Source organism: Prauserella cavernicola, assembly GCF_016595675.1.
Classification (GTDB): Bacteria; Actinomycetota; Actinomycetes; order Mycobacteriales; family Pseudonocardiaceae; genus Prauserella_A; species Prauserella_A cavernicola.
Window position 1 is genome coordinate 924,232 of record NZ_JAENJH010000002.1, and the last position, 12,486, is coordinate 936,717.

General features: G+C 71.0%; 13 protein-coding genes. 7 read left to right on the forward strand and 6 right to left on the reverse strand.

Annotated elements, in window-relative coordinates; genetic code table 11:
- Nucleotides 1-32: 32 nt before the first annotated feature.
- Genes JHE00_RS11135 through JHE00_RS11145 form a run of 3 tightly spaced genes read right to left on the reverse strand, consistent with a single transcriptional unit; the run spans nucleotide 33 to nucleotide 1,833 of the window.
- Nucleotides 33-635, reverse strand: coding sequence for a class I SAM-dependent methyltransferase (locus JHE00_RS11135; RefSeq protein ID WP_200317590.1), 603 nt, complete (start codon nucleotides 633-635; stop codon nucleotides 33-35).
- Complete coding sequence (locus tag JHE00_RS35550) at nucleotides 632-1,057, reverse strand: MarR family winged helix-turn-helix transcriptional regulator (protein WP_200317592.1); 426 nt, start codon at nucleotides 1,055-1,057, stop codon at nucleotides 632-634. Before JHE00_RS35550 ends, JHE00_RS11135 begins: the two co-directional genes overlap by 4 nt.
- A complete protein-coding gene (locus JHE00_RS11145; RefSeq protein ID WP_200317594.1) occupies nucleotides 1,054-1,833 on the reverse strand; it encodes an alpha/beta fold hydrolase in 780 nt (259 codons plus the stop codon). The genes JHE00_RS35550 and JHE00_RS11145 overlap by 4 nt, the downstream gene beginning before the upstream one ends.
- Nucleotides 1,834-2,037: 204 nt before the next feature.
- On the opposite strand from JHE00_RS11145, the gene JHE00_RS11150 reads away from it, so the two are divergent.
- Nucleotides 2,038-2,703, forward strand: coding sequence for a YdcF family protein (locus JHE00_RS11150; protein WP_200317597.1), 666 nt, complete (start codon nucleotides 2,038-2,040; stop codon nucleotides 2,701-2,703).
- 17 nt (nucleotides 2,704-2,720) lie between these two features.
- On the opposite strand, the gene JHE00_RS11155 is transcribed toward JHE00_RS11150, so the two are convergent.
- From JHE00_RS11155 to JHE00_RS11165, 3 genes are read right to left on the reverse strand one after another with little or no spacing between them, the layout of a single operon-like run.
- Nucleotides 2,721-3,953, reverse strand: coding sequence for a serine hydrolase (locus JHE00_RS11155; protein WP_200317599.1), 1,233 nt, complete (start codon nucleotides 3,951-3,953; stop codon nucleotides 2,721-2,723).
- Between the two features lie 19 nt (nucleotides 3,954-3,972).
- A complete protein-coding gene (locus JHE00_RS11160) occupies nucleotides 3,973-5,463 on the reverse strand; it encodes a dihydrolipoyl dehydrogenase family protein (protein ID WP_200317601.1) in 1,491 nt (496 codons plus the stop codon).
- Nucleotides 5,464-5,516: 53 nt separating this feature from the next.
- Nucleotides 5,517-6,374, reverse strand: a complete 858-nt coding sequence (locus JHE00_RS11165; RefSeq protein WP_200317603.1) for an alpha/beta fold hydrolase — start codon at nucleotides 6,372-6,374, stop codon at nucleotides 5,517-5,519.
- Nucleotides 6,375-6,506: 132 nt separating this feature from the next.
- Here JHE00_RS11165 and JHE00_RS11170 point away from each other — a divergent pair, with 132 nt between their 5' ends.
- The 6 genes from JHE00_RS11170 (at nucleotide 6,507) to JHE00_RS11195 (ending at nucleotide 12,449) form a co-directional block, all read left to right on the forward strand.
- Nucleotides 6,507-7,697 (forward strand): aromatic ring-hydroxylating oxygenase subunit alpha, encoded by a 1,191-nt coding sequence (locus JHE00_RS11170; RefSeq protein WP_200317610.1) that lies wholly within the window; start codon nucleotides 6,507-6,509, stop codon nucleotides 7,695-7,697.
- Between the two features lie 106 nt (nucleotides 7,698-7,803).
- The gene (locus JHE00_RS11175) at nucleotides 7,804-9,099 is read left to right on the forward strand and encodes a M20 family metallopeptidase (RefSeq protein WP_200317612.1); all 1,296 of its coding nucleotides are present in this window, start codon (nucleotides 7,804-7,806) and stop codon (nucleotides 9,097-9,099) included.
- Nucleotides 9,096-10,046 (forward strand): DODA-type extradiol aromatic ring-opening family dioxygenase, encoded by a 951-nt coding sequence (locus tag JHE00_RS11180; RefSeq protein WP_200317614.1) that lies wholly within the window; start codon nucleotides 9,096-9,098, stop codon nucleotides 10,044-10,046. The genes JHE00_RS11175 and JHE00_RS11180 overlap by 4 nt, the downstream gene beginning before the upstream one ends.
- A complete protein-coding gene (locus JHE00_RS11185; RefSeq protein ID WP_200317616.1) occupies nucleotides 10,043-10,900 on the forward strand; it encodes an alpha/beta fold hydrolase in 858 nt (285 codons plus the stop codon). Before JHE00_RS11180 ends, JHE00_RS11185 begins: the two co-directional genes overlap by 4 nt.
- Nucleotides 10,897-11,682, forward strand: coding sequence for an alpha/beta fold hydrolase (locus JHE00_RS11190; RefSeq protein WP_200317617.1), 786 nt, complete (start codon nucleotides 10,897-10,899; stop codon nucleotides 11,680-11,682). The genes JHE00_RS11185 and JHE00_RS11190 overlap by 4 nt, the downstream gene beginning before the upstream one ends.
- Entirely contained in the window at nucleotides 11,679-12,449 is a 771-nt protein-coding gene (locus JHE00_RS11195) for an IclR family transcriptional regulator (protein ID WP_200317618.1), read from the forward strand. Before JHE00_RS11190 ends, JHE00_RS11195 begins: the two co-directional genes overlap by 4 nt.
- Nucleotides 12,450-12,486: the final 37 nt, after the last annotated feature.

Sequence of the window (12,486 nt, forward strand, 5' to 3'; positions counted from 1 at the left end):
GGTGTGGCTCGCGAGGTCGCACCGCGCCGGGGTCAGTTCTTCCTTGCGTGGACCCGTTCGATCGCGCCGTAGGTCGTGCGCTGCGATTCCACCACGTCGAGCCCCAGCGCCGCGAGCCTACGGATCGGGCGGCGCGTGTAGTGCTCGCCCTGCGCCGGGATGCTGACCACGTCGACCAGGTGCTGGAGCACGCGCACCGGCACCGACGACGCGGCTACGTGGTCGGCCAGCAGCAGCCTGCCGCCGGGACGCAGCACGCGCGCCGCCTCGGCCAGTGCGCGGCGATGGTCGCTCACGCAGCACAGCGAGAACGTGCTCACCACGGTGTCGAAGGAGTCCGGCGCGAACGGCAGGTCCGTCGCGTCGGCCACGCGCAGGTCGATCCGGCGGCCCAGCGACTCGGCCCTGCGGAGCGCCTCGGCGAGCATCGACGGGCTCCACTCGATGCCCGTCAGCTCCACCTCCGCCGGGTAGTGCGGCAGGTTCAGGCCCGTGCCCACGGCGAGTTCCAGCGTCGAACCCACGGCCCGGCCGCAGACCCACGGCCTGCTCTCGGCGAAGTACCGGCGCTCCGCCGTTGCCCTGCGCGCGTCGTAGTCGGCCGCCTGGCGGTCCCAGTACGCCCGTCTGCTCACGGCCGATCCGCACGGGTGAGCTGGGCCAGTGCCGCCTTGACGTCGGCGAAGCGCTCGGCTCCCACCTCGCGGGCGCCCCGGTGTTCCAGTTCCTCGAAGTACTCGGCCGCGACCTTCGCCGCCTGTTCGCCCCGGTCGGCGAAGACGACCACGCGCGCCCGGCCGTCCTTCGGGTCCGGCACGCGCCGGACGTAGCCCGCCCGCTCCAGGTACGCCACCAGTTCGCTGATCGCCTGCGTGGTCATCCCGGCCCGGCTCGCCAGCGCCGTCGGTCTGCTGCCGTCGCAGTCGATGCGCGCCAGCACGTTGACGACGTGAGTGGGTCGCAGGTCGGGGAAACCGTGGCCGGCCAGGTGTTCGTGCAGTCCGGCGAGCACCTGGTCGAGCAGCCGGCTGACCAGCTGCGGCAGTGAGTCCGTCACGTCGCGCCCTCTCGGATCGGATGCCGTCGGGCCCAGCCCGCGACGGCGTCGGTGAACGCCTCCGGGCTGCAGAGGTTCGACGGGTCGACGGCGTCGTCGATGAGCGCGAACTCCGAGCGCGGCAGTGCGTCGTCGATGCGGCGCATCATCGCCACGCCGGTGGCCATCGCGGCGCCCGCCAGACACAGCGTCGGGACCTCGCAGTCGTGCAGCCGCTCCTCCAGCCTGATCGCGTTGACGGCCCTGCGCTGCTTCACGAGGTCGCTCCGGCGGGTGGTCGTCAGTGTGTCTGCCACCGCTTGCCCTGCCTCCGGCCAGCGCCGGTAAAGCCGTTGTTCGAGCGCGGCCAGGCGGCGCGCGGGCAACCGGTACAGCAGCGGCTGGAGCCCGGCCGAGGCCATCAGCAGCCGCTCGGACAGGCTGCGGGGCCGCATGTCGCACAGGCTGTCGCAGAGCACCGCCGACGCGACGCGCTCGGGGTGCTCCAGCATCAGCGTCTGTGCAACAACCCCGCCGTAGGAGACGCCCACCAGGTGCGCCGAGGCGATGCCCCGTTCGTCCAGCGCGGCCACGACGTCGCGGGCCTGCGTGCGCAGGACGTCGTGCTCCTCGACTCCGGTCAGGGAGCGCGAACGGCCGCAGCCGCGCAGGTCGACCGCGAGGCAACGGAACTCGTGCTGGAGCACCTCGACCTGCGGCGTGTACATGCGGTGGGTCCCGCCCAGGATGGGCAGCAAAACCAGCGCGGGGCCTTCGCCCTCGTCGAGTACGAACATCGGAACCTCCCTTGGACGGTTCACGAACTTTATCAGGCAGCTTACTAAAGCTTCCTGAGTAATAACAACCGCGGTGAAGGGCACCTTTACTGCATTGAACGCAGTAAAGGTGCCCTTCACCGCAGTCGGGCCAGGCCTTGCCACGTGCGCGATCACCGGGGGCTGCAACACTGGGCCGACCCGGCCAGACCCCGAAGAGGACCCATGTCAGCCCCCACCCGGACGCTGCCCGACTCGCTCAGAGCCGACGTCTTGACGCTGTGGCACTACCACGACCTCGGTCACGAGCTGCGCGGCGCGGACGTGGGGATCGGTCTCGGCAGCCACGACCTCGGCGTCGCGACCCACACCGCCGAGCTGTTCCACCGCGGAGTCTTCCCCCTGCTCGTCTTCACCGGCGCCAACGCCCCGACGACGGTCGAGCGCTTCCCTCGCGGCGAGGCGGTGCACTACCGCGAGCACGCACTCGAACTGGGCGTTCCCGACGACGCGATCCTCGTGGAGCCCAGTGCTCGCAACACCGGTGACAACATCGACCTCAGCCGCGACCTGCTCGCAGAGCGGGGCATCGCCGTGCGCTCGGCGGTGCTCGTCTGCAAGCCCTACCAACAGCGGCGCGCCTACGCGACGGCCCGCAAGCGCTGGCCCGGCGTCGAGTTCCGGTGCGCGTCGCTGCCGTTGTCGCTCGACGCCTACATCGAGAGCATCGGCGACGCCGACCGCGTGATCGACATGCTGGTCGGCGACACCCAGCGCATCACCGAGTACGCCAGGCGCGGCTTCGCCATCGCGCAGCACGTGCCCGACGACGTCTCGCGGGCGTGCGAGCGGCTGGTGAGCGCGGGCTTCACCAGCCGCCTCGTCCGCTGACGTTCGCTGAGGCCCGCTCAGTCGCCGAGCACGAGCGCGCCGATGTCGCCGCCAAGCCGCACCGCGCTGTGCGCGCCGCGCTCGCGGTTGGTCAGCACGGCCACCACCAGCCCGTCGTCCGGGTAGATCCGCAGGTACGTGCGGCTGCCCGGCCACGAGCCGTCCTTGTCGGCGAAGCGGTGTCCCCGCTCGGTGCCGGTCGCCCAGCCGTAGGCGTACGGGCTGAGCGCGTCCGGCGGCGTCAGCATCCGCTCGAGCGACGCCCTGCCGAGGACGTCGCTGCCGATCACCCGCTGGCCGAACCGCGCCATGTCCAGCACCGAGCCCTCCAGCCCGCCGCCGAGCACCTTGTACGTCGAGTCGGACGGCCGCAGTTCGGTGTTGCTGCCCGAGTACAGGGTCATCCTGCGCACGGAGGTGTCGGCGAGGTCGATGGGGCGCACGCTCGGGAGCCGGTAGCCGCGCGTGATCCACTTGTCGACGATGGCGCCGATCGGTTCGCCGAGACGCGACTCCAGCACGGCGCCGAGGATCGCGTAGCTGTGGGTGCTGTAGTACCAGTGCCGTCCCGGCTCGCACACCAATGGCGCGTGCGCGAACTCGGCCACGGCCTGGCGCGCGCTCGCGTACGGGCCTTCGTCGAACGTGGCGGCCGGGATCTGCTCGTAGTGGCCGACGCAGCCGCGCAGGTCGAGCAGCTGGCCCACCGTGTGCGTGTGCTGGGCGGGCAGTTCGGGCAGGTAGGTCCTGGTGCTGGCGTCGAGGTCGAGCCCGTCCGCCTCCGCGACGTCGAAGGTGAGCGCGCCGGCGATGGCCTTGCTCACCGAGTTGTACGGGCCCACGATCGTGCCGTCCATCCACACGTCGTCGTCGACGTCGGCGTGGCCGAACCCCCGCAGGTAGCGCAGGGTGCCGCCCTGGATGACGGCCACGGCGATGCCCGGCACGCCGGTGCTGGCCAGCTCGTGGGAGATGCGGGCGTCGACAGCGGCGCGAAGCGGCCAGTCCGGGCGGTCGCCGTGCTTGCGGAAGGTCGCGCTGTAGCGGGTGCCCTCGGGCGTCCGGTCGCTGTCGACGCGCACCAGGCGGTAGCCCTCGTCCTGGTGGCGGTGGGTCCAGTTGGTGAGTTCGCGCTGGGTGAGGTCGTCGTGGGTCACGAACTTCTCGCCCGCGAACGCAGTCGTGGCGCTGCCGATGAGCAGCGCCACGAGCGATCCACAGAGGATGGTGAAGCGGGGTCTTCGTCTCATGCGGTGGGTTGTACCACCGTCAGGCCGTTGCTCCGCGCCGCTGCGCGTTGAGTGTTTCGTGCAGCCGCAGCCAGGTTTCGCTCACCGTCGGGTAACTCGGCACCGCGTGCCACAACGTCGCGAGCGGCACCTTGCCGACGATCGCGATGGTGGCCGCGTGCACCATTTCGGCGATGCCGGGACCGACGAACGTGGCGCCGACGATGGTGTCGTCGGAGCGGTCGAGCACGAGCTTCGCGCGGCCCACGTAGTCGTCCCGTTGCACGTAGGTGCCCGCCAGGGCCGCCATGTCGAACTCCACGGTCTCCACGTCGAGCCCTGCCTCGCGGGCCTGTTGCTCGGTGAGTCCGGCCGAGCCGACCTCCGGGTTGGTGAACGTCACCTGGGGCACGGCGGAGTGCCCTGCCGCGGTGCTGAGTCCGGGCTCCGGGGCCTTCCCCGCGGCGCGCGCGGCGATCACCTCGCCCACGATCCGCGCCTGATATTTGCCCATGTGGGTGAGCAGTGCCTTGCCGCAGACGTCGCCGATCGCGTAGAGCCAGTCGCCCTCGACTCCGCGCACCTGCTGTTGGTCGTCGACATCGACGTAGCCGCCCGCGCGGAGGCCGACGGCGTCGAGTCCGATGTCGCCGGAGTTGGGCGTGCGGCCCGTGGCCACCACGACTTCGTCGGCGGTGAGCACCGTGCCGTCGTCGAGCGTCACGCGCACCTCACCGCCGTGCGTCCTGCCGGTGCCGGTGTCGCGGGCGTCCGGTCGCTGCACCGACGTCACCGAGGCGTTCGAGTAGAGATGCACGCCGTCGGCCCGCAGCTTGTCGGCCACCAGCTCGCCCGCGAACGGTTCCTGGCGGGCCAGGAGGCGGTCGCCGCGGTTGACCAGGGTCAGCTCCTCGACACCGAGTCCGCGCAGCCACGTCGCCGCCTCGCACGCGACGACCCCGCCTCCGACGAGCACGACCCGGCGCGGCACCTCGTGCAGGTTCGTGACGTCGTGCGAGGTCCACGGCAGCGCCTCGCGCAGGCCGGGCGTGCCGGGGACGGTGGCCGAGGAACCGGTGTCGATCACCACCGCGTGCCGCGCGGTGAGCACCCGCGTGCCACCGTCCTGGCCGGTCACGGTGATCTGCCGCTCGCCGGTGAGCCGCCCGTAGCCGCGCACCACGTCGATTCCCGCGCCCACCGCCCAGTCGACCTGCGAGGTGTCGTCCAGGTTCTTGACGATCGTGTCGCGCCTGGCCAGCACCGCGTCGACGTCGAGCCCGTGCGCGGCTGCTTTCGCCGTGCCGGGCAGGTGCGCCGCGTCGTCGATCAGCTCCACCGGGCGCAGCAGGCCCTTGCTCGGCATGCACGCCCAGTACGAGCACTCACCGCCGAGCAGGGCGGCCTCCACGAGCACGGCGCTCAGCCCGGAGAACTGCGTCGCGTACTGCGCGGCGTTCTCTCCGGCGGCGGCGCCGCCGAGGACGATGACGTCCCATTCCGTGCGATCGGGATCGACCGATGCGGGCATCCGGGTTCTCCTCGCGAGTAGTCGAAGGTCCGGATCCCAGCGAACCACAGAACTCAGTGCTGCGCGTCCAGGAAACCGGTCACCACCGAGTAGTACTCCGCGGGCCGTTCCTCCTGCAGGTGATGGCCGGCGCGGTCCAGCACGTAGAGCTGGCCGCGCGGCACCATGCGCGCCAGCATCAGCGGGTAGTCGGGCGTGAGGAACGCGTCGTACATGCCCCACGCGAACAGCACCGGCGCCTGGATGCGGCCGAGCTCGGCCGAGAGGTCCTGCCAGTCGCCGCGCGGGTTGTCGGAGGCCGCCGCGAGCGCCATCTCCTCGGGATCGAGGCTCTGCTCGTGGCGCATGGTGACCGTGAGCGCCGGGATCGCGTCCGGGTCGTACCACTCAAGGCGCGCCATCAGCTCGCGCATCTTGTCCCACGACGGGCCCGTGCCGCCGTAGTAGGCGTCGCGCGCGTTGCGGCCTCGGCGGGAGCCCTCCGGCAGTGGGGCGAGCGGGCCGTGGAAGACGGGCATGCTGCCGGTGACCACCAGCGAACGCACGCGCTCCGGGTACTTCGCGGCCAGGTTCAGCGCGATCGTGCCGCCCCACGAGTTGCACACGAAGTCGGCGCGCTCGATGCCGAGGGTGTCCAGCAGTGCCACCGTCTTGGCGGCGTGGAAGTCCCACATCGGCCCGGTGATCACGCACTTCTCGGAGCGGCCGTACTGCGCGATGTCGACGAGCAGGCACCGGCGGTCGGCGGCGAACAGTGGCGCGACGGGTCCGAAGTCCGACCAGCCCGTGCAGCCGGGGCCACCGCCGTGCAGGAACACCGCGGCTCGTTCGCCCTCGCCCGCCTCGAGGTAGTGGTAGGTCACCCCGTCGGCCTCGGCGAAGTGGCTCTCGAACGGCTCCGTGGTCGTCATGGTCGCCGATCGTGCCGCCGCCGGGCCCGGTGCTTCAACGACCGGGGTCTGCTCAGCGAACCGAGCGCGTAGGCACGGCGGGTGGTGCGCCCCCATGATGCTGCGACACCGGCTCGTTCGGGAGGACACGCGATGGCACGACGGCTCGAAGAGGGCGGGGTCCGCACCCGCAGGGCGCCGAAGCTGCCCGGGCGTCAGGACTGGTCGTCGTGGCCGCACTACGACGGCGCGGCCAAGGGTTTTCGCGGCTACTGGTACCCGGTGACGTGGTCGAACCACATCACGGGCAAACCCCAGCCGTTCACTCTCGGCGGCGACAGGATCACGCTGATCCGCGACAACGGCACCGCCTACGCGCTGCACAACCGCTGCCCGCACCGGGGAGTTCCGCTCTCGGAGGGCAACCAGCAGTTCCCCGGCACCGTGAGCTGTCCCTACCACGGCTGGACGTTCGACCTGACCGACGGCAAGCTCTGCGCCGTCATCACCGACGGCCCCGACTCGCCCATCCGCGGCAAGGTCGGGGTGGCGACCTACGCCGTCGCCGAGCGCCTCGGCATGGTCTGGGTGTACCTGCCGATCGCCGACGAGCAGGCGCCGCCGATCGACGAACAGCTGCCGGAGGAGCTCGTCGACAACGCGTTCGTGCTGGGCGGGCGGATCGACCCTAGGTCGGGCAACTGGCGCTTCGCCTGCGAGAACGGCTTCGACGAAGGCCACGCCAAGTACCTGCACCGCACGTCGCTGTGGCGGCTGTTCAAGCCCATGCCGGTCTGGAACACCACGCGCGTGGTGCCGGGCGGACGCTGGATCTACCGCGTGCAGGACGAGGTGCACTGGGAGGCCGACTTCCCCGGCGTCGGGCACTGGACGGGCAAACGCTGGTGGAAGATGCGCCCGCCCAGGGGCACGTTCAACGTCGGCAACACCGGCACGCCGAAGAAGATCGACCCGGTGATCCAGGCGCAGCGCTTTCCCGGCTTCGCGTCGCTGTCGATGCCCGGCGTGCTGCGGATCGTGTACCCGAAGTTCATCCACTACGAGTTCTACGTGCCGGTGGACGAGAACAACCACCGCTACGTGGGCGTGATGGTCAACTTCCTGAAGGGCGCGGAGACCGCGCGCTTCTACGCCAAGTACCTCGGCGCGATCCGGTGGCTGTTCCACGGCCAGTTCTCCGGCCAGGACGCGTGGATGGTCGACATCACCGACGCCCCGCCCGAGAAGCTCTACCGCCCCGACGTCTCGCTCACGTCGTGGCGCAACCTCGCCGAGTCCACCACCAAGCGCAGGCTCGCCGAGCTGGAGGGAGATCCGTCGTGAAGGTCGTGCTGTCCCTGATCGTGACAGGCACCGCCGTGGTCGCCGGGCGGTTCGCGTGGCGCGCGCTCGCCCGTCGCAGCAACACCCAGGTGCACCGGATCAACCAGTGAGTGATCGACAACGCTGGATCGCCGAGGCGTGCGCGCACGTCACGGCCGAACGGCTGCGCGAGCTCATCACCGGTATCGTCGACGTGCCGAGTCCCACCGGGTTCGAGGCACCGCTGGCCGGGCACCTCGCGCGCACGCTGACCGATGCCGGGGTTGCGGCCGAGGCGCAGCCGCTCGACGAGCACCAGGCCAACGCGCTCGGCCGGCTGCGCGGTGACGGCACCGGGGCGGACCTGATGCTGTACGCGCCGATCGACACGCTCACCACCGGCGACGCCGAGCAGGACGTGCCGTGGATCGGGCCGGAGCTGCGGCCCGACATGCGTGCGGAGGCGGCGCACGACGGCGACTTCGTCACCGGGCTCGGCGCGTCGAACCCCAAGGGCCACGTCGCGTGCGTGGCGATGGCGGCAGAGGCGATCGCCCGCGCGGGCGTGCCGCTGTCCGGCGACCTGGTGGCCGCGTTCGGCGCGGGCGGCATGCCCACCAACGCGCTGCCCGCGAGCACGCGGCGCAACACCGGGCAGGGCGCGGGCTGTTCGTTCCTGCTGGAGCAGGGCGGCTGGACCGACTTCGCCGTGATCGCCAAACCCGGCTGGACCGTGTCGTGGGAGGAGGTGGGGCTCGCGTGGTTCGACATCGAGGTGGGCGGTACCCACACCTACGTCGGTTCGCGGCACCGCCTGCCCTACGCCAACGCGATCGCGCGCGCCGGTGAGGTCGCCGTGCGGCTGGAGCGGTGGTTCGCCGGCTTCGCCGAACGGCATACCGGCGGCACCGTGAGCCCGCAGGGCGTGATCGCCTCGATCGAGGGCGGCTGGCGGCGCATGGCGGCTACCACGCCCGCCGCGTGCAGGCTGCGCGCGGATCTGCGCCTGCCACCTGGTTTCTCGCCGCTGGCCGCGAAACGGGAACTGGCAGCGGAACTCGCCAGGATCGGCGAGGAACTGTCCATTCCGGACATTGGTATGGAACTGGTGCTCGCGATCCCCGGCACGCACACGCCGCCGGACTCGTGGGTCGCGCGCAGTGCCATCGCCGCGTGGGAGGAGACCGAAGGCCGCCCGCACGAGGTGATCCGCGGCAACAGCGGCGCGACCGACGCCAACATCCTGCGGGGCCGCGGTATCCCGACCGTGCGCGTCGGCATGCCCAAGGTCGCCCACGCCGCCGACGACTTCTCGCTCGGCATGAACACCGTGGACGTGCGGGAGATGGTGCGGCTGACCCGCCTGCTGGTGCGGGTGGCCGTGGACACGACGACGAGACCGCGAAGCGAGGTGGGGCTATGACGGAGATCGTGCTCGGGGTGGGTGCGTCGCACTGCACGCTCATGAACACCCATTGGGAGCAGACGGTGCACAAGGAGGAGGCGCAGCGCTTCCGCGACGCGCTCGCCGAGGCGCGCGACGAGCTTGCCGCCGCCGCACCCGACACGGTGGTGATCATCGGCTCCAACCACTTCCGCGGCTTCTGGCTCGACCTGATCCCGAGCTTCACCATCGGTGTCGGCGAGTGCGTGGCCAGTGGCGAGTCCGGCACTCCCAAGGGCCCGCAGCCCGTTGACGTGCCGCTGTCGAGGCACCTCGCGAACTCGCTCGTGGAGGGCGGGCGCTTCGACGCCGCGTTCTCGGCGCGCCTGCAGATCGACCACGGGCAGTCGCACGCCATCCAGTACCTGCTCGACGGGCTGGACGTGGAGATCGTGCCGATCGTGGTGAACGTCTTCGCTCACCCGCTGCCCGCGCTCGCGCGCTGCGCCGATCTCGGTGCCGCCGTGCGCGAGGCCGTGCTCGGCTTCGAGGGCGACCGCAGGGTGGCCGTGATCGCCTCGGGCGGGCTGTCGCACCGGCTGCCGTGGCCCGACTGGCGCGACCCGCAGGGCGAGGACGAGGAGTTCATGGTGCGCGCGTGGCTCGACGGCCGCGACAACTGGCAGGACTACGACGCGCGCCGCCGCGAGATCATCCGCGCCGCCTCCGCCGCGATCAACCCCGAGTTCGACGACGAGTTCCTGACCCTGCTGGAGAAGGGCGAGTCCCGGAGCCTCACCCGCTACAGCACGGAACAGCTCGAGGAGGTCGCTGGCAACGGCGCGCAGGAGATCCGCACGTGGCTCGCCATGGCGGCCGCGCTGGACAACGTGCCCGCGAGGCGACTGTCGTACGAGGTGATCCCCGAGTGGCTGACCGGCATGGGGGTCGCCGTTCTGGACCCGGCAACGAGGAGTGACGCGTGAGTATCTGGACCGAACTGGCCGATGTGGACTTCCGGCAGGCCTATGTGGACGCGGGCGGCATCCGCACCCGGTCACTGCAGGCGGGGCCGGAGGACGGGGAGCACGTGGTGTTCCTGCACGGCACCACCGGTCACCTCGAGGCCTTCGTGCGCAACATCGAGCCGCACGCCCAGCGCTACCGCTGCCACGCCATCGACATGCTCGGCCACGGCTACACCGACAAGCCCGACAAGCCAGGCGAGATCCCGGCCTACGTCGAGCACCTGCTCGCCTACCTCGACGCCGTCGGTGCGGAGAAGGCGCACCTGGTCGGCGAGTCGCTCGGTGGCTGGGTCGCCGCGTGGACGGCCAGCGAACACCCCGAGCGCGTCGCGTCGCTACAGCTGCTGTGCATGGGCGGAACCAAGGTCAACCCCGAGGTGATGCAGCGGCTCAAGACCTCCACCACCGCAGCGTCGCTGGAGGACGACGTGGAGCTCACGCGCAAGCGGCTGCGGCTGCTGTGGGCTGAGTGGGACGAGGCGCTGGGCGACGAGCTCACCGAGGTTCGCTACGACATCTACCACCGCCCCGAGTTCCAGCGGAACCTGCACAATCTCTTGGCACTGCAGGAGACCGAGACGCGCGAGCGCAACCTCCTGCGCCCCGACCGGATGGCGAAGATCGCCGCGCCGACGCTCGTGGTGTGGGGCAACAAGAACCCGTTCGGCGACGTGCCCGAGGCACACGCGATCGCCGACGCGATTTCCGGCGCGCAGCTCGAGATCTTCCCCGAGTGCGGGCACTGGCCGCAGCACGAGCAGGCCGAGCGCTACAACCCGCTGAGCCTGAAGTTCCTCGCCGAGGTCTCGTGAGAAGGATCCGCTTCGGCTACGCCGACACCTCACTGGGCCAGCTGCACTACGCCGAGTGCGGCTCGGGTGAGCCCGTGGTGCTGCTGCACCAGACGCCGCGCTCGTGGGACGAGTACCGCGAGGTATTGCCGCTGCTCGGCGCCACGCACCGCGCCATCGCCATGGACACGGCGGGCTTCGGCAACTCGGCCCCGCCGGCCGAGCACGGCATCGAGCACTACGCCGCGGCTGTGCTGGAGCTCCTCGACGCGCTCGGGCTGGAGAAGGTCTCGCTCGTCGGGCACCACACCGGTGGCGTGGTGGCGATCGAGGTGGCGGCCTCGGCGCCCGAGCGCGTCGACCGGCTCGTGCTCTCGTCCACGCCCTGGGTCGACGCGGCCTCGCGGGAGGCCCGCGTGGACCGGCCGCCGATCGACCACGTGCCTGTGAGCGAGGACGGCTCGCACCTGCGGACCCTGTGGCAGCGCAGGCAGGGCTTCTACCCGGAGCGCAGACTCGACCTGCTCACGCGGTTCGTGCGCGACGCGCTGACGCTGGGTGACGACGTCGAGGCCGGGCACCACGCCGTGGGCCGCTACCGCATGGAGGAGCGCGCGGGCGAGGTCCGCGCGCCCGTCCTGTGCCTGGGCGCCTCGGCGGATCCGCACACGTTTCCCCAGCTCGGAGCGTTGTCATCGCGCTTTAACGCCGCAGAGGTGGTGATCGTCGAGGGCGGCATGGTTCCGTTGATGGAGGAGCACGCCGGAGAAGTCGTGCGAGTGATCGCGAGGTTCCTGACATGAGTGTCGTTCCGTCGCCGGGTCCCACCACCACGATGAACTCGGTACTCGGCAAGGCGCAGCTGATCATCGAGGCCTTCACTGTCGACGATGAGTCGCTGTCGCTGACCGACCTGGTGCGCCGCACCGGCGTCGCCAAGGCCAGCGTGCACCGTCTGGCGCAAGAGCTGCTCACGTGGGGCCTGCTCGAACGCGCGGGCACCGGCTACCGGCTCGGGCTCAAGCTGTTCGAGATCGGCCACCGCGTGCCGAGGCAGCGGATCGTGCGTGACGCCGCGCTGCCCTACATGGAGGATCTGCTACTCGCGACGCGGGAGACCGTGCACTTCGCGATCCGGCACGGAACCGAGGTGCTGTACCTGGAGAAGATCGTGGTGCACCGGGGCCTGAGCGAGCAGTCCAGGGTGGCGGGCAGGTTGCCGATGTACTGCACGGCGACCGGCAAGATGCTGCTCGCCCACGCCCCCGACGAGCTGTTCACCCAGGTCGTCTCGCGCGGACTGCGCCCGCTGACCAGGCACACCATCACCGCGCCCGCGGTGCTGCGCGGACAGCTCGAGAAGATCCGCGACCGCGGCGTCGCCACCGAGTGGGAGGAGACGCGGCTCGGCTATGCGAGCACCGCCGTGCCCGTGCCCGACGTCGACGGGGTTCCCATCGGTGCGTTGTCCGTCACCGCGCCCACCGCGCGCATGAACACCGCGCAGGTGGCTGGCGCCCTGCGCACGGCGGCCAACGGGATCGCGAGGACCCTGCGAGCGACCCGCTGAGCAGGTTCGGTGCCCGGACCTGAGCGGTTGACGGAGG

Excerpts from the sequence above, each read along its gene's own strand:
- JHE00_RS11145 (WP_200317594.1), bottom strand. The coding sequence starts at position 1,833 with ATGTTCGTACTCGACGAGGGCGAAGGCCCCGCGCTGGTTTTGCTGCCC.
- JHE00_RS11150 (WP_200317597.1), top strand. The coding sequence starts at position 2,038 with ATGTCAGCCCCCACCCGGACGCTGCCCGACTCGCTCAGAGCCGACGTC.
- JHE00_RS11155 (WP_200317599.1), bottom strand. The coding sequence starts at position 3,953 with ATGAGACGAAGACCCCGCTTCACCATCCTCTGTGGATCGCTCGTGGCG.
- JHE00_RS11160 (WP_200317601.1), bottom strand. The coding sequence starts at position 5,463 with ATGCCCGCATCGGTCGATCCCGATCGCACGGAATGGGACGTCATCGTC.
- JHE00_RS11165 (WP_200317603.1), bottom strand. The coding sequence starts at position 6,374 with ATGACGACCACGGAGCCGTTCGAGAGCCACTTCGCCGAGGCCGACGGG.
- JHE00_RS11170 (WP_200317610.1), top strand. The coding sequence starts at position 6,507 with ATGGCACGACGGCTCGAAGAGGGCGGGGTCCGCACCCGCAGGGCGCCG.
- JHE00_RS11180 (WP_200317614.1), top strand. The coding sequence starts at position 9,096 with ATGACGGAGATCGTGCTCGGGGTGGGTGCGTCGCACTGCACGCTCATG.
- JHE00_RS11195 (WP_200317618.1), top strand. The coding sequence starts at position 11,679 with ATGAGTGTCGTTCCGTCGCCGGGTCCCACCACCACGATGAACTCGGTA.